General features: G+C 35.0%; 18 protein-coding genes. 2 read left to right on the forward strand and 16 right to left on the reverse strand.

Going from position 1 to position 15,525, the window contains the following annotated elements:
- Nucleotides 1-75 precede the first annotated feature (75 nt).
- From D612_RS0109910 to D612_RS20055, 11 genes are all read right to left on the reverse strand, one after another.
- Entirely contained in the window at nucleotides 76-777 is a 702-nt protein-coding gene (locus tag D612_RS0109910) for a cytochrome c biogenesis CcdA family protein (protein ID WP_017755310.1), read from the reverse strand.
- Nucleotides 777-1,319, reverse strand: coding sequence for a thioredoxin family protein (locus tag D612_RS0109915; protein ID WP_017755311.1), 543 nt, complete (start codon nucleotides 1,317-1,319; stop codon nucleotides 777-779). Before D612_RS0109915 ends, D612_RS0109910 begins: the two co-directional genes overlap by 1 nt.
- A complete protein-coding gene (locus tag D612_RS19050; protein ID WP_071591159.1) occupies nucleotides 1,319-1,579 on the reverse strand; it encodes a 4Fe-4S dicluster domain-containing protein in 261 nt (86 codons plus the stop codon). Before D612_RS19050 ends, D612_RS0109915 begins: the two co-directional genes overlap by 1 nt.
- 131 nt (nucleotides 1,580-1,710) lie before the next feature.
- Complete coding sequence (locus D612_RS0109925) at nucleotides 1,711-2,886, reverse strand: MFS transporter (RefSeq protein WP_017755313.1); 1,176 nt, start codon at nucleotides 2,884-2,886, stop codon at nucleotides 1,711-1,713.
- Between the two features lie 208 nt (nucleotides 2,887-3,094).
- Nucleotides 3,095-3,898 (reverse strand): arsenite methyltransferase, encoded by an 804-nt coding sequence (locus D612_RS0109930; RefSeq protein WP_017755314.1) that lies wholly within the window; start codon nucleotides 3,896-3,898, stop codon nucleotides 3,095-3,097.
- Nucleotides 3,899-3,983: 85 nt separating this feature from the next.
- Nucleotides 3,984-4,310 (reverse strand): ArsR/SmtB family transcription factor, encoded by a 327-nt coding sequence (locus tag D612_RS0109935; protein WP_017755315.1) that lies wholly within the window; start codon nucleotides 4,308-4,310, stop codon nucleotides 3,984-3,986.
- Nucleotides 4,311-4,468: 158 nt separating this feature from the next.
- The gene (locus tag D612_RS20115; RefSeq protein ID WP_083888503.1) at nucleotides 4,469-4,753 is read right to left on the reverse strand and encodes an iron-sulfur cluster assembly accessory protein; all 285 of its coding nucleotides are present in this window, start codon (nucleotides 4,751-4,753) and stop codon (nucleotides 4,469-4,471) included.
- Nucleotides 4,754-4,864: 111 nt separating this feature from the next.
- Entirely contained in the window at nucleotides 4,865-5,287 is a 423-nt protein-coding gene (gene arsC, locus D612_RS0109950) for an arsenate reductase (thioredoxin) (RefSeq protein WP_017755318.1), read from the reverse strand.
- A gap of 19 nt (nucleotides 5,288-5,306) precedes the next feature.
- Nucleotides 5,307-6,365 carry an ACR3 family arsenite efflux transporter gene (arsB, locus tag D612_RS0109955; protein ID WP_017755319.1) on the reverse strand — a complete coding sequence of 353 codons (1,059 nt, stop codon included), beginning with the start codon at nucleotides 6,363-6,365 and terminating at the stop codon, nucleotides 5,307-5,309.
- Between the two features lie 31 nt (nucleotides 6,366-6,396).
- Nucleotides 6,397-6,744, reverse strand: a complete 348-nt coding sequence (locus tag D612_RS0109960) for an ArsR/SmtB family transcription factor (protein ID WP_017755320.1) — start codon at nucleotides 6,742-6,744, stop codon at nucleotides 6,397-6,399.
- Between the two features lie 376 nt (nucleotides 6,745-7,120).
- Nucleotides 7,121-7,657, reverse strand: coding sequence for a PCYCGC motif-containing (lipo)protein (locus D612_RS20055; protein ID WP_324603075.1), 537 nt, complete (start codon nucleotides 7,655-7,657; stop codon nucleotides 7,121-7,123).
- A 438-nt stretch (nucleotides 7,658-8,095) separates the two neighbouring features.
- On the opposite strand from D612_RS20055, the gene D612_RS0109975 reads away from it, so the two are divergent.
- Nucleotides 8,096-8,605: a DoxX family protein gene (locus D612_RS0109975; protein ID WP_017755323.1), complete on the forward strand. Its 510-nt coding sequence runs from the start codon at nucleotides 8,096-8,098 to the stop codon at nucleotides 8,603-8,605.
- Nucleotides 8,606-8,697: 92 nt separating this feature from the next.
- Here the strand turns inward: D612_RS0109975 and D612_RS0109980 are convergent, their stop codons facing one another.
- From D612_RS0109980 to D612_RS19465, 3 genes are read right to left on the reverse strand one after another with little or no spacing between them, the layout of a single operon-like run.
- Entirely contained in the window at nucleotides 8,698-9,363 is a 666-nt protein-coding gene (locus D612_RS0109980) for a response regulator transcription factor (protein ID WP_017755324.1), read from the reverse strand.
- Nucleotides 9,360-10,748: a sensor histidine kinase gene (locus D612_RS0109985; protein ID WP_017755325.1), complete on the reverse strand. Its 1,389-nt coding sequence runs from the start codon at nucleotides 10,746-10,748 to the stop codon at nucleotides 9,360-9,362. The genes D612_RS0109980 and D612_RS0109985 overlap by 4 nt, the downstream gene beginning before the upstream one ends.
- Nucleotides 10,749-10,755: 7 nt before the next feature.
- Nucleotides 10,756-10,908, reverse strand: coding sequence for a hypothetical protein (locus D612_RS19465; protein WP_017755326.1), 153 nt, complete (start codon nucleotides 10,906-10,908; stop codon nucleotides 10,756-10,758).
- A 223-nt stretch (nucleotides 10,909-11,131) separates the two neighbouring features.
- Between D612_RS19465 and D612_RS0109995 the strand changes: the two genes are divergently transcribed.
- A complete protein-coding gene (locus D612_RS0109995; RefSeq protein ID WP_017755327.1) occupies nucleotides 11,132-11,908 on the forward strand; it encodes a DUF2268 domain-containing protein in 777 nt (258 codons plus the stop codon).
- A gap of 125 nt (nucleotides 11,909-12,033) precedes the next feature.
- Here D612_RS0109995 and D612_RS0110000 read toward each other — a convergent pair whose 3' ends face one another.
- On the reverse strand, nucleotides 12,034-14,232 hold the full coding sequence (locus D612_RS0110000) for a DNA topoisomerase III (RefSeq protein WP_017755328.1): 2,199 nt from the start codon (nucleotides 14,230-14,232) through the stop codon (nucleotides 12,034-12,036).
- A 90-nt stretch (nucleotides 14,233-14,322) separates the two neighbouring features.
- The gene (locus tag D612_RS0110005) at nucleotides 14,323-15,447 is read right to left on the reverse strand and encodes a GerAB/ArcD/ProY family transporter (protein ID WP_017755329.1); all 1,125 of its coding nucleotides are present in this window, start codon (nucleotides 15,445-15,447) and stop codon (nucleotides 14,323-14,325) included.
- Nucleotides 15,448-15,525 lie beyond the last annotated feature (78 nt).

Genomic DNA, 15,525 nt, shown 5'->3' on the forward strand with positions numbered 1-15,525 from the left:
TTGTAACAATTTTCTATATATTTTGAATATTTGTGATATTTATCATATCGATATTTTAATTTTGATTTACTATTCTTAAAATCCTATATAAAACATATAAAGTGCAATTAGCATAATAAATGTTCCCATGATAATTTTTAGAATATTACTTGTACCTCCATACTTTTCACTTGATGATAGCTTATGTACAAAACCTACTGATGTTCCTGCAATCAACACTAAAAAACTATGTCCTATAGAGTATAGAAGTAAAAGCATTATTCCCCATATAAGGCTTCCTTCCTTTGCCACTATGGCTAGCAGTACAACTAAGACAGGCGTTGCACATGGAGATGAGAAAAAGCCTCCTAAAATTCCTGCAACAAACGCTCCCCCAAAACCACGTTTTTTATTCTTGCTGATTGCATAAGAAGATGGGATAAAGTTATATATCTCCCATGTCTGTAATGCCATTAATAGCATAAGTACACCAAGAAGTATATACCACCAAGAACCTGCTCCTTGCATAAGTCTACCAAGTAGCGAGGCAGCTGTACCTAAAGTAGTGAAAGTAAAAGCCATACCCAAAGAAAACACTGCTGACAGCCAAAAGGCCTTTTTTGTATCTCTTTCTCCTATGCCGCCTACATAACCTATAACAAGAGGTACACTCGTAAGTGCACAGGGAGTAACGGAAGTAAGTATCCCTGCAACTAAAGCCAAAAGTGGGGCCATCCACATATTTGCAAAAATAGAAGTTGATATAGTTTCAAGCCACTGGTTCACCATAACATCCATTATTCCAACCCCATTTCCCTCAATGCAGTCATGATTTGATCTTTAGTCATCCCACCTTCATGAGTTGTAAAAACATGCTCATCTGTATCTCTCTGTGAATAAAGTTTCATCTGTATAGCTTCAGGATTTTTTGGATTGTACGGCTTACCTTTTGCATCAATAAAAATTTGTGTAGGTATCACATTTATCGGATAATCATCAGCCAATTCATGATACTTCCATACATCAACAAACTTAATTATTGCTTTTCCTTGTAATTCTTCATTTAATTCTTTTAATATCGGGGCCATTTCTTTACACGGAACACAGGAGTCGGCCCCAAAATCAATTACAATAGGGAACCCATAAGACTTTAACTTTTCAAGATCTATCTTTTCCGTAACAAGCAAGGTAAAGTCAGTATTTTCAATATTTACATAGTTCATATCATTTTCCTTATTTTTCATAGCCCATATGCCAAATACAATACAAATAAGTATAACGGGTAATACAATTTTTAAAGCTGTATTCTTCTTGGATTTTAAAGTATCTGTATCAGGCATTAGCAGCATCCTCCATCTTCATTACCACATGAACAACCACAAAATCCACTATTTTCTCTTTGATTTCCCACATAGCTAATAGCTTCTGTTGGACAGAGATTCCCACACCCGTGACATCCATGAATACAGTTCTCCGGAATAATAACGACAGGTTTTGGTACTTTCATTAGATCATATACTCCATTTTTGCATTTCTCGATGCAGACACCGCACTCCGTACATCTTTCGTAGTCAATAACAGGATACCAAGTTTTAGACATAACATTACCGCCCATTTAATATTTTTAACCTCGATATTATTATAAAACTAATTTTATAGTTTTATAGAACAAAATGTGACAAAAAAAGTAACCCTTTACGCATAACAAAAGCCCCTCAATAAAGAGAGACTTTAAACAGAATGATTTACTCCGGCTATTTCTATTCGTTTTCTCAATAACAAAATACAAATTGGTGTTACAATCGTCATCACTCCAATGGACGTAAAGGCTACTCCCCAATTGAAATTATCGAGTAGAACCCCAAAAATCATCGGAGAAAATATCGTAGCGCTAAACCCCATCACAGATTGTATCCCAAGTGCAATTCCAATCGTCTCAGGATCAGACACTTCTGTAATCGCGGTGTTATATATCGGTGAATCAGCAATAATTGTAAATCCATATATAAATACAAGCGGCAGTAAAATCCACATGCTTACATCTGTTAGCCACCCAATCGTTAGAGTACAGAAAATACTCATATAAATAAATAGATTTATTGTTTTTAACCTTCCGTAATAATCAGACATCCTGCCACCAATAAAAGTAGCAATTCCACCAATCATCACGACAAGTGAACCAATTAAATTACCAATAGAAACCGCATTTGTGACTTCATGTGTCTGGAAGTAATAAACCATAAACGGTCCTATCCATGCCCACATAGCATATAATTCCCAACTGTGACCTGTGTAGCTAATATTAACTAATAAATTTTTCTTAACAAGGACGCGTTTTAAAAGATTCATATTTAAACGCTGACTATGGATATGTATATTTGTAGGAATTTTAGAAAAGTAGATTATAGCAGCTGACAAAACCGCAGAACATGAGGTAATAAAGATAACACCCTTCCAGCCTATAAGATTTATAAACAATCCTGAAACAAGCAGGGAAAAACCTGAACCAACAACAAGTGATCCTACAAATATACCTAATGCTGCCCCGCGTGTTCTTTCGCTTGAAGTTTGAGCTATAATTTTCATACCTGGCACATAGATACCTGCAATTCCAATGCCAGAAATTAGTCTTAATAGTAGAGCGGACCAAAATCCTTGCGCTAGTATACTAAAAAGAATACCAGAAACCCCGGCTATAAGCGCTCCATACATAAACGAATATTTAGGATTATTGCGGTCACTTAAAAAGCTATAAAAAATGACAGCCCCAACATAACCAATATGGAAAAAGGCGACAATGATCCCCGATTGAGTTGAGGATAAACCCCACTCTTTTTCTACAATAGGCATAACAGCAGAAAAGTTAAACCACACTTGCATTGCAAGAAATTGAGCAATTGATAACATCCACAACAGCCGATTCAGATAAAACCACCTCCATTAAGGTTGTATTTTTATAAGTTATTTTAAATATTTTGTCTATCGCTAATATAGCATACATTCTATTAATCCTCTAAATATTTTAATAATTCAAACGTATTGTTTAATTACTTAGTTTAAGGTAGAGCAAAAAAACTCAAAGCCGGCATCATTAGATGAAGCCGGCTTCGTTTCTTTATGGTTTTACAGCTTTTATAACCGCTGATACTATATAATCCTCGATGTTCCCACCAGATACCCAGTCCTTAATAAATTCCTTCGACTCATCTTTTGGTTCAATGCTAATTTGTGTAAATCCACTTTGCTGTAACATTAATTCCAATTCATCAATGGAAGAAGCCCCTGAGACGCAGGCAGAGTAAAAGTCACCTAAATTATTTTTAATCTCTAATGGGAGCTCTGTCGTTGCGACAACATCAGAAACAGCAAGTCGTCCACCAGATTTTAATACACGATAGGCTTCATTAAACACTTGGGGCTTATCTGGAGATAGATTAATTACACAGTTTGAAATAATAACATCAACGGTATTGTCTGCAACAGGTAAATGCTCAATTTCTCCTAATCGAAAATCTGTATTTGTAAATTCGCTCTTTTCTGCATTGTTACGGGCTCTCGTTATCATTTCTGGTGTCATGTCAACTCCAAGCACAGCACCAGTTTCAGTGACCTGACGAGCAGCTAAAAAGCAATCAAATCCGCCACCGCTTCCTAAATCTAGCACCACTTCACCCGGTTTCAAGTTTGCAATTGCTTGCGGATTTCCACAGCCTAAACCTAGGTTAGCTCCTTCTGGAACAGTATCCAATTCTTCATTTGTATAGCCCATTTTTGCTGATACATCTTGATAATCAGATGTGGTACCACAACAGTTTGATTCTGGTGAACAACAACCACCTTGATTCTCATCCTGTAATGCAATTTGTTTATACCTGTTGCGGACAGTCTGGCGAATTTGATCTTTTGTTTGATCGTTCATTAAAACCCCTCCAAAATTATTAGTTTCATCAAATAACTTTGATTAATTAATCAAGATAATTTGATTTATAATATATTATTTAGACCTAACAATGGCTAGGTCTGAATAAACAACACAAACTTGGGGAAAGTAATTGATTAATTTCTTCATTATTAATTTTATAGTAGCTCCATGTTCCTCTAGCTTCTTTAATAATCAAATTTGCATCGAGTAGTATTTTTAAATGATAAGACAGCTTCGATTGTGGCATTTGAAGTAAATCACTTAAATCACATACACAAATAGAATCTTGTTGACACAATAAGTTTAAAATATGCAACCGCTTTTGATCAGCTAAAGCCTTAAATTTACCTTCGTATTCGGCATACACTTTTTCCATTGAACTATTTCTTAAAGGAATTATTTGTTTCATCCGGATTACTCCTTCTCTAAATCAAAAATTCTTGATGTATTGTATTATATTACCTTTGTTTCAAAAATACAACATTTTTAATCAAAAAAAATTGATTAATATTTTTATAAAAAAATCTCCAAGTAGGATGGAGATTTTTCAGAAACGAAACATACTGTTTAACAGCAATTACTATCATTTCCTAGCATGACAAGGCCAGCCCCATTAGGGGTATCCTGCCAATCAATTGTTAAATCTTTTGTCATTTCAACTACCATTGTATCGATAGCAACTTTTATTTCATTAATTGTTTCAACAACATCTTTCTCTTCTGGCTCATCCAGAGCCACTCCTAATCTTGGCCCACCTCAGCCCATACCTGCAAAATAAACGCGAATTCCTTCAACATTATTTTCAGTTAATATCGTTTGAATAAAATCTTTAGCACCATTTGTAATTTTCAAGAATTGACACCTACTTTTTATATTTTCAGATTTCCTTACAAATTATATCATAGCACTGTTAGTCTGCTTTTATATTTCTAAAATTAACCACTGAAAACAAGTATACCAACTCTATTTTTCTGTTTCAGCAAATCGCTTCATTCGTTCGCCAATTTCATCTCGAACACGTTTGAAAACCTTCCATTGTTCTTCCACTGTTCCTACCGCTTTTGCGGGGTCATCAAAGCCCCAATGTTCACGTTTAACGTGTGGTGGTGTCATTGGACATTTATCTGCAGCGTCACCACATAACGTAACGACTAAATCAGCGTTATTTAAGATATCAGGATTGATAATATCAGACGTTTGTGTTGAAATATCGATACCGGCTTCTTTCATTACTTTTACTGCATTTGGATTTAAACCATGTGCTTCGATCCCTGCACTTCTTACAATCCACTCGTCTCCTAAATATTTTTTCGCCCAGCCTTCTGCCATTTGGCTTCGGCACGAATTGCCTGTACATAAGAAATAGATTGTTTTCTTCTTATCCATCATAACACTCCGCTTCTATTTAAAAGTTTTTCTGGATTTTAAAATATTTTCGTTGCATCCACAATGCAACATTGACTAGGGCGATCATAACTGGAACTTCCACTAACGGACCGATTACTGCCACAAATGCAGCACCTGAATGGATACCGAATACACCAACTGCTACGGCAATTGCTAATTCAAAATTATTACTACCCGCTGTGAACGCTAATGTCGTTGTCACAGGGTAACCAGCACCAATTTTTTTGCCCATATAGAAAGATACAAAGAACATGACAACAAAGTAGATTAACAATGGTATCGCAATTCGCACAACATCTAATGGTAAACTAACGATCACGTCACCCTTCAATGAAAACATTACAATAATCGTAAACAATAATGCGATCAAAGTAATCGGGCTAATTTTGGGTATGAATTTTTGTTCGTACCATGCTCTTCCTTTAGTTTTTACAAAAGTAAATCTTGTTATCATCCCAGCAATAAATGGAATTCCTAAATATATGAAGACAGATTTTGAAACTTCGGCCATTGTAATATCAACAATAGCCCCTTCTATCCCAATCCATTTTGGGATGACGGTTACAAATGCATAGGCATAAATAGAAAAAAACAGCGTTTGGAAGACAGCGTTAAAGGCAACTAATCCTGCAGCATATTCTGTATCCCCTTTAGCAAGATCATTCCATACAATTACCATTGCAATACAACGTGCTAAACCAATGAGAATCAACCCTACCATATACTCTGGCTTATCCGGTAAAAAAACAATCGCTAAAATAAACATAAGAACCGGACCAATGATCCAGTTTTGAACAAGGGAAAGCACTAATACTTTTACGTCTTTAAAAACACGCCCCATTTCTTCATACCGAACTTTCGCGAGAGGCGGATACATCATTAAAATTAAACCAATTGCAAGCGGAATGGATGTTGTACCGACTTGCAAGCTGCTTAAGCCTTCTACAAATCCAGGAGCAACATTCCCAACTCCAATCCCCACTGCCATCGCAATAAATATCCAAAGCGTTAAATAACGATCTAAAAAAGAAAGTCGCTTTTTACCAATGTTTTTCATAATTTTTCACTTCCTTATCATTACTCACAAACTAGCAATCAAACTTAATCTTTGCAGGAGTACAATTTGTAATGTTAATAATTTCAATATGTTCATCGACATGTTGCAATATATTGTCTATTAGCGGATAAAACTCGCTTGATCGATTTAATGAATAATAAATCCATTGCCCTTTGCGTTCTTCAATTACAAGTCCTGCATCCTTAAGCTTTCGTAAATGCTGGCTAATTGATGGTTGACTCATTTCAAATAACTCAACAAGTTCACATACACAGCATTTCTTGTTTTGTAGAACTGCAACAATCGTAAGCCTTGTTTTATCACCTAGTAGCTTTAAAACTTGAGCCGCTTTTGTAATTCCAACAGCTGTTTGTTGCATAAAATCTCCTCATTTCACTTTATAAGCTATTACTGCTTATAAACATAATAAAGACTATAACGATCTATAAATTTTTTGATATTTATAAATATATAATTAAATACTTATATAATCAACTCGATTCTAATATTCTTAATAAAACATTTACATTTTATCGAAAAAGGACCTCTCTTTTATAAGAAGCCCAATTAAAGCAAATATGTGGTTGTATTCATATCTTAGTTGAAAAAGCGGCTCTGTACTCTGTACACAGATCCGCTTTATGGTTCGTTATATATTCAAATAATAGTAAAAACGAATGAATCACAATAGAAAAAATTACAAAAATCTAGACCATGTCACTTTTGTCAATTTTCCAACTAAATCCTTTATCATATCATGATTCAACAGTAGGCTCTGGAGTTGGGGTTCCTTCACCATAGTGGGAAAAGTTTTTGTCGATATAATCATAGATTTCTTTATCGGTTTTGCCAGCTTTATGTTTGAGCACCGCGGCACGCGCGATATCGGCACAGATTTGTCAGGTCGCTCCGTGACGGTCCCATTCCATAACAACTTGGTCTTCTCCCATTTCAGCTATATAACAATCTAAATTATTTTCATGTCCAACACCATCACATCCGCAGTAACAAGGAACCTTTTCTAATACATTTGGATAATTTACTGCTAGTCCATAAACCTCCTGTAATTTTGGAGAAGCTTTTAGAATAGTCTCTGGCATTGGTGCATGGTTTTCTGAATGTACAGCTGCATAATCTTCTTCTGTTAATGATGTACATCCGGCTGTAACACCTAGAGATAATATAAAAATCAGCATTAGCAATAACGCTTTTTTCTTTCTCATTTCGTTTGAGTTCCCCTCCTTTTTTCTACTAAAGAAAGGATATCTAAAATATGTGCAGTTTTTATGCATAGAAGGTGAACGAAATTTTACAAAGTCATTATAAAAGAAACTATCTTTATGATGCTCCCAATTTTCTTCTATATTCTTTTTTAATATCCACCTAAAAATCTTCCTATTACAGCACTTAAGAAAATAACATTATATAAGAACACAATCATGATTAATATATCTTCCTCCATTCAATCCCCTCCTAATGATGAAAATAGCAAGATCTACTAATATATATTGGGACAAGTAATAAATTATGTAAGCAATCAAAATGCAAGGCCCTTCACATTTTTGTAATAAAATTATAGATAATTTGTGAATAACACCATTTAGACCTTTTTTACTTTTGGCAACGTGTTAATATAGACTCATAAGAAGCGCTTCTACTATTGAATTAAAAACTTCCTAACGGCAATACTACATTTATAAAAATCTACTAAGAAAATGGAGTGAAAAACTATGAATAAATTTTTACGTGAAAATAACATTGCAGCAGCAATTTTAACAGTTATTAGAATATATTTAGGTTATTCTTTCCTAACAGCAGGTTTCCACAAAATAGCTGGTGGCTTTGATGCTAGCGGATTTTTAAAAGGAGCTATCGCAAATCCAGTTGCACATGACGGACATGCTGTTTATGGCTGGTATGTAACTTTCTTAGAAAGCTTCGCATTACCAAACGTAGGTTTGTTTAATATTTTGGTTCCTTGGGGTGAATTTTTAGTTGGTTTAGGCTTAATCTTGGGATGCTTAACAACTGCAGCAGCGTTCTTTGGAATGGTTATGAACTTCTCATTCATGTTAGCAGGTACAGTATCTCATAATCCAACTGATATTATAATGGGCATATTCATTGCTGTAGCAGGTTATAATGCTGGTAAATTTGGTTTAGACCGCTATGTAATGCCTTACCTTCGTAAAGTATTTAATAAAGATGCCGAACAACGTGACAATAAATCAATTGCATAAAAATGATGTATAAAGAATTATAATAAGCAGGACTGCCCTTATTCTGACAGTCCTGCTTTGTTATATAATTTTTTCTGTTCTTTCAACCACGGTTATTCCCATTTATACCCTAATCCCCATACCGTTTTTAAGTGGCTATCGATTGGAAATCCTGCCTTCCTACATTTATCTCTAATATTCCGTATATGAGAATCAATAGTTCTACCTTCCGTATTAGAATCGAATCCCCAAACAGTTTCAATCAACCTTTCTCTACTGAAAACTAATCTGTTATTTTTTAATAATAATCCTAGCATTTCAAACTCCTTAGGCGTCAACGGTATAAGCTGTTCGTTATAAGTTAACTCATGATTTTCATCATCCCATATCAAACCATTTTCATTTATTTTATTCGGTGGACTTACTCTCCGTAATAAAGCTTGGATCCGTGCTAACAGAATTTCTTCATCAAACGGCTTCGTAATATAATCATCTGCCCCAATTCCTAGTCCTTTGATCACATCCGCGCTTTGATCTCTTGCTGTTAACATTATAATTGGAACCTTTGTAAAATCTCTGATTAACCTCGTCGTTTCCCATCCGTTGATTTCTGGCATCATAATATCTAATAAAACTAAATCTACCGAATGGTTTTCTAAATAATGTATTGCATCGAGCCCATTTGTCAACGTTACACATTCATATCCGTTTGGTTCCAAGTACAGCTTTAATAATTGCAGCATCCGGACTTCATCATCTACAATTAATATTTTTCTCAAATTTCGTCACCCTCCTTTAGTTGTATTGTAAAGGCAGTTCCTTGATTCATTGCACTTTTGACCGAGATTTCACCACCATGGTTTTCAATAATTTTCTTAACAATTGCTAGCCCAAGACCACTTCCACCGGTCGACCGTGATCTTGATTTTTCAACGCGGTATAAGCGATCCCAAATATAATGTAAATCTGCTTCAGGAATTCCCTCCCCTTGATCAGTAACGATGATAAAGGTTTCAGACTTTTTTTTGTTTTGGTGGACCGCTATACTTACAATAGTCTTTTGCGGAGAATGCTTTAACGCATTATCCAATAAGTTTGTTATAACTTGACTGAATCTTTTGGGATCTATGAACACGTATATACTAGAATCACATGTAATCTGTAATGTTACATTTGCATCTTGAAAAGCTGGTTGAAACTTTAGTTTGATTTTTTCCAGTAGATCTATCAATTTTACTGATTGTTTTTGAATTGTAAATTGATTTTCGTCCATTTTTGCTAATTCAAATAAGTCATTAATTAGGGCTGTTACATTTCCCGCTTCTTCTTTAATTATCGTCAAATATTCATTTCTTTGTTCATTTGATAAAGTAGGTCTTAATGCCACGTCTGCATAGCCCTTCAAATACGTTAATGGTGTTCTTAAATCATGGGAAATACTTGAGAGAAATTCATTCCGGTCCTTTTTTAATCGTTCAATATCATCAGATAGTGACTGGATCGAACGGGCTAAATCTCCCAGCTCATCATCTCGATTTGTATCTAATCTACTATCATGGTTTCCTTGACTAATGCGTTCTGTTACTTTCTTCATTTCCAATAATGGAGAAACAATAAATTTTGTTAAGAAAAATATCGTAATTAGCGTAACGATTAATGAAACGATACCAATTAACAAAAATTGATTTGTTAATTCTTGAATCATATTGCGAATAGATTTCGTATCTAAAAACATATATACAAATCCTTCAATTTTTTTGTTTATGACAATTGGACTGACTGTAGCTAAATATTTTTCCGTTCTCCAACGATCCTCGAGAAGTTCTCCATGGTGTGTGAAATGGATGGTCATACTCTGGCTAATTAACCTTTGCATACCTTCTGTTACATCATTTGAGGATTGGATAATATCGTTGTTGCCATCAGTAATTACAACAGCAGTTTCTGCTTCTGATTCCATTAACGCTACATGTTTGATCGTTGTATGATCGAAGTTTTTTTCTAATACGTCGCGATGGGTTGTTCCTCTAGCAAGAAGGTTCGCAGTCTCATTTTGAATGCGCTCACCAACAATACCAGTATAAAGAAAGAAAAACAGCATCGATTCAATTAATAAAATAAAAATAAAAAACAACATTCCTAGGCGGATCGATAATTTATTCATATTTGAGTCATCCCTTATTACTATTTTTTATATTTTTACCGGTCAGGAACGCCTTTAAAAAGTAAATTCCGAGAAGCATTAAAAATCCCCAAAAAATTATCATGCCAATCATCATACCGCTTCCTTGATATCCAAGACAATGATCGATCCAACTCATCATGTTAGTCATCTCCTTTCATTACAAATTAATGTACCAATTAATTGTGCATTTTTTATTGAGTGAATAGTGAATATTTCTTTCTGATTTTTCTACCTTCTAAATTAATTAGTCCAATAATCTGCAAAGGTTCTCGATAAAGTTTTAACTCAAATTTATTTTCGTAACATTTATTTTGACGTTGCATATTTTATACAAGGTTGACTTTCAAAGTCGGGGTGCTACAATGACCGTAATTAGAACAGATCAGTGGTTAATTGAGTTATATAGTAATCCTATTAAAATATGTGAAAGGATTATTACGTACTTTGATAGCGGTTCTGCTACAGAGCTATATCAATATTTAATCCAACATGGGATGTATCGTTCTTACCATAACGGAATTGAACAAGTGAAAAAATTACAAAAAAATGAAGTGTGGAGAATTGTCCGCGATGAAAAAGAGCGCCTTCAAAAACTATGGGATGGACCAACAGTCCCTGTTTTTATTTTCCCCGTAGACAAATTCAATAAAAAAATAAGACGAGACTATAATAGTAAATCTGGATTAGCTTTTAAGGACAAATTATTCTTATTTATTTCCGAGGATAATGTTGAAAAAGAAATACGAGCGTTATTCACACATGAATATCATCACATTTGTCGACTAAATAAATTAAACAAAACTGAGGAAAACTTTGTATTATTAGACACAATCATTTTAGAAGGATTAGCAGAAAATGCTGTTTATGAAAGGTTTGGTGAAGAGTATGTGGCATCATGGACATCCTATTACTCAAAAAGAGATTTAGAAAAAATGTGGAAAAAATTTATTTTACCAAACAAACATATTTTAAAAAGCGATCCGACACATGAGGACATACTTTATGGATTACGATTTTTTCCAAAAATGGCAGGATACTGTGTAGGCTATTATTTAGTCAGAAAATTTCTAGCTGGAAAGAAGCTCTTAAGCAAAGATCTACTAAATATTAAAGCTGAAGATATAGCTTACCCAACGTAATTTACTATTCATATTGAAAGTTGCCTACATATAACTTAAAAGGTAGATTCCTCACTACTTTCATGTACACTCAGAATCTACCTTTTCTATTTTGTTTTATTACTTTGCCATCATTTGTATTCCATTTATTTAAGCTTTAATTTGGCTAACGCATCAGCTAATGCTGTATTAATGGGTTCTTCCTGTTTATTTTGCTTTTTTAAATAATTCGAGACTTCTCGTTTTGAAACATTCTTGTTTGTTTGTTTTTTCTTGCGTTCATTGAAGGTTGATAGCTTCTCACGATGTCCACATTTACATACAAATGTTTGACCTTCACCCTCGCCGCGCAGTTCAAGCTTTTTATGACAGTTTGGGCACCTTGCATTTGTAATCTTGCTTACATTTTTACGATGTCCGCATTCGCGGTCCTGACAGACAAGCATTTTGCCTTTTTTACCATTAACCTCAAGCATCAACTTTCCACATTCAGGACACTTTGTGCCTGTAATATTATCATGCTTGAATTTTTCCTTGCTATTTTTTATTTCATGAACAACTGTTTTCGCATAGTTTTTCATATCGTTAATAAATACATTTTTGGATAGTTTACCTTTTGCAATCAATTCAAGCTTTTGTTCCCATTCAGCAGTTAGTGCTGGCGACTTTAAGTCTTCTGGAACTAAGTCAAGGAGTTGTTTTCCTTTTGAAGTGAGTAAGATGTCCTTACCCTTTTTCTCAATTAAAAAAGTATTAAAAAGCTTTTCAATAATATCCGCTCTTGTAGCAACCGTGCCAAGACCACCTGTTTCACCAATTGTTTTTATTAATTCCTTATCTTCTCCTGCCATAAATTTCGCAGGATTTTCCATTGCTGAAAGTAGTGTTGCTTCATTGAACCTGGCAGGTGGTTTCGTTTCACCTTTAGTTGCTGAAATTGAAGTAACCGTCAGCAGTTCACCTTTTGCTAGTGATGGCAGTAGTTGATCCTTCATGTTATCAACTTCATGACCATCCTCATCATCGTAACGATTTTCGTATACGTCTTTCCAGCCGGAAGAAATGACTGTTTTTCCTTTTGCAATAAACATTTCATTCGCGATATTAGCTTTAATAGTTGTTTGTTCAAATTCGAACGCTGGCGATAGTACAGCAAGAAACCGTTTTACGACTAAATCATAGATTTTTCGCTCTTTGTCTGTAAATTTATTTAGGAAAACAGATTCTTCTGTCGGAATGATCGCATGATGGTCTGATACTTTGCTGTCATTGACATATGAGCTATTTGCTTTAATTGATTTCTGCAATAGTTTGTTTGCTACTTGTTTATATGGACCGACCGCACATGCATGTAGTCGGTCTTTTATTGTATCAACAATGTCAGTTGATAAATATCTTGAATCTGTACGCGGATATGTTAAGACCTTATGCTGTTCGTAGAGCTTTTGCATGATTTGCAGCGTTTCCTTCGCAGAAAAACCAAATGCTTTAATAGCGTCACGCTGTAATTCGGTTAAATCATAGAGCTCGGGAGCAAAGCTCTTTTTTAATTTCTTATCGACCTCGATGATTTTTGCTTGTTTGTTATTTAGCTTAGCTAATATGTGCTCTACTTTTTCCTTTGAGAAAGTTTTTAAATCATTCATTTGGCTATCTTGCCACGTAAGTGTTACATTTTGTGACGTATGCACTTTTATCCCAAAGTATGGCTTTGCTGTAAATAGGCGAATCTCTTCTTCGCGCTTGGCAATCATCGCAAGAGTCGGAGTTTGAACGCGGCCGCATGACAATTGTGCATTATATTTGCACGTTAACGCCCGGGTAGCATTAAGACCGATATACCAATCTGCTTCCGACCGTGCAACTGCAGAATGATACAGGTTTACAAAATCCTTTCCATTTCGTAAGTTGCGAAAGCCATCTTTAATCGCTTTATCGGTTACAGAAGATATCCAAAGTCGTTTTGTCGGTTTATTTACCTTTGCTTTCGCCAATATCCAATCCGCCACAAGCTGCCCTTCCCGCCCTGCATCTGTAGCGATGATAACCTCTCCTACATCTGCGCGGTGCAACTGATTTTTCACCGCATTGAATTGTTTACTTGTTTGCTTAATGACAACAAGCTTCAATTCGTTCGGAACCATCGGTAAATCTTCAAGCTTCCACGTTTTATATTTATCGTCGTAGCTTTCCGGATCTGCAAGTGTTACTAAATGCCCTAACGCCCAGGTGACAATATATCGATCCCCTTCGAGGAAGCCATTTCCTTTTTTATGACAATTAACAACTCGCGCAATATCACGAGCAACAGATGGTTTTTCAGCTATAACTACCGTCTTTTTCATCAAAAAACATCCTTTCAAAAATCCATTCCCACCTACTATACCATATTATTCATGCTTAAGAGCGCTGAATTCATTCATCTTTTTCTGCTTTTAGTTCACTCCTGTAGAAACTTTATTATTTGTTTGTTTAAAGCGACTTTTCATTTTATCTATAATTAACGTCAATAGAGGAATGATAAACCCCATTATTAGTGAATACGGTACCCAATACCTTTCATACCATTGACTCATGTAGGCAACATTTGGATACACAATTGTCGAATATAGCAACGTTAATATGCCTATAGGAATTGCAAGAAAACGATACTGTTTTACATTTAAAACATCCGCAAAACAAACAACACAGCTGTAAAAATAAATAGCTGTTTTAAAAAAGATTGTTAGAATCCACATACTAGCCATGACAGCCTCTATTCTTTCGATAATATCGAATAGACTTACAGATTTTGCAAGGACGTAGCTGGTATACATTTGTCTCGCAGTCGTAGTTGCTCCTAACACTACTATACAAAGAAAGACAAACACTCCAACAATGAAGGCACCAACAAATACACCAGCAATTAAATTCCACTTTGATTTATCAGGCACATTCATGTTCCCTGGAAAAAACATAAGAAAAGCAATTAACGGAAAACCGGCAGTTGCTATAAAATCCATTGTTGCAGAAAACTGCTGCTGAAAGCTAGCTTCATATAACGGGCTTAGCCGTTCTAAATCTATTTGGGGAATTAAAAAAATGACTAAAGCAAAGAAAAGGATCATAAACCATGGAATGAGAAGCTCCCCCGTGCGGGCAATAACTTCAAGACCTGCCTTAACTGCAAAAATGATTAAGAGTGTTAACAACAGACTGACTACTTCAATTGGCGTTCCAACCAACATTTGTGTGGTAATAAACTTTCCAAACTGGTTCGTAAGAGTCGTTGCGCCTATGAACCAAAAAAATACATAGGTTAAACTTATAATTTTCCCCACTATCTTTCCATATACTTTCTCAAGATATTGGCTATATGTTGCTCTTCCCATCGGTTTCGCACAAATCCAATAAAAATAAGCTAAACCAACACATACGAAAATACCTATAAGCGAAGATAACCAAGCATCTTGATTTGCCTTCGCCGTTTGTACTGATGGAATCGCTAGGATTGTTCCGATCGTAAAAAATATAATTAAAACACTTAACTCAAGTGGACTTATTCTGCCTTTTTCAAGCAACGGATACCATCCATCCTTTCTTTATTCATACATTCTCACGATCGGATTAAGTATGATTGAAACTAAATTTAACGGATT

It is taken from the genome of Calidifontibacillus oryziterrae (assembly GCF_000331575.1).
Taxonomy (GTDB): domain Bacteria; phylum Bacillota; class Bacilli; order Bacillales; family Bacillaceae_J; genus Calidifontibacillus_A; species Calidifontibacillus_A oryziterrae.

Coding starts and splice junctions, on each gene's coding strand:
- D612_RS0109910 (WP_017755310.1), bottom strand. CDS start 777: ATGGATGTTATGGTGAACCAGTGGCTTGAAACTATATCAACTTCTATT.
- D612_RS0109915 (WP_017755311.1), bottom strand. CDS start 1,319: ATGCCTGATACAGATACTTTAAAATCCAAGAAGAATACAGCTTTAAAA.
- D612_RS19050 (WP_071591159.1), bottom strand. CDS start 1,579: ATGTCTAAAACTTGGTATCCTGTTATTGACTACGAAAGATGTACGGAG.
- D612_RS0109925 (WP_017755313.1), bottom strand. CDS start 2,886: ATGTTATCAATTGCTCAATTTCTTGCAATGCAAGTGTGGTTTAACTTT.
- D612_RS0109930 (WP_017755314.1), bottom strand. CDS start 3,898: ATGAACGATCAAACAAAAGATCAAATTCGCCAGACTGTCCGCAACAGG.
- D612_RS0109935 (WP_017755315.1), bottom strand. CDS start 4,310: ATGAAACAAATAATTCCTTTAAGAAATAGTTCAATGGAAAAAGTGTAT.
- arsC (WP_017755318.1), bottom strand. CDS start 5,287: ATGGATAAGAAGAAAACAATCTATTTCTTATGTACAGGCAATTCGTGC.
- arsB (WP_017755319.1), bottom strand. CDS start 6,365: ATGAAAAACATTGGTAAAAAGCGACTTTCTTTTTTAGATCGTTATTTA.
- D612_RS0109960 (WP_017755320.1), bottom strand. CDS start 6,744: ATGCAACAAACAGCTGTTGGAATTACAAAAGCGGCTCAAGTTTTAAAG.
- D612_RS0109975 (WP_017755323.1), top strand. CDS start 8,096: ATGAATAAATTTTTACGTGAAAATAACATTGCAGCAGCAATTTTAACA.
- D612_RS0109985 (WP_017755325.1), bottom strand. CDS start 10,748: ATGAATAAATTATCGATCCGCCTAGGAATGTTGTTTTTTATTTTTATT.
- D612_RS19465 (WP_017755326.1), bottom strand. CDS start 10,908: ATGATGAGTTGGATCGATCATTGTCTTGGATATCAAGGAAGCGGTATG.
- D612_RS0109995 (WP_017755327.1), top strand. CDS start 11,132: ATGACCGTAATTAGAACAGATCAGTGGTTAATTGAGTTATATAGTAAT.
- D612_RS0110000 (WP_017755328.1), bottom strand. CDS start 14,232: ATGAAAAAGACGGTAGTTATAGCTGAAAAACCATCTGTTGCTCGTGAT.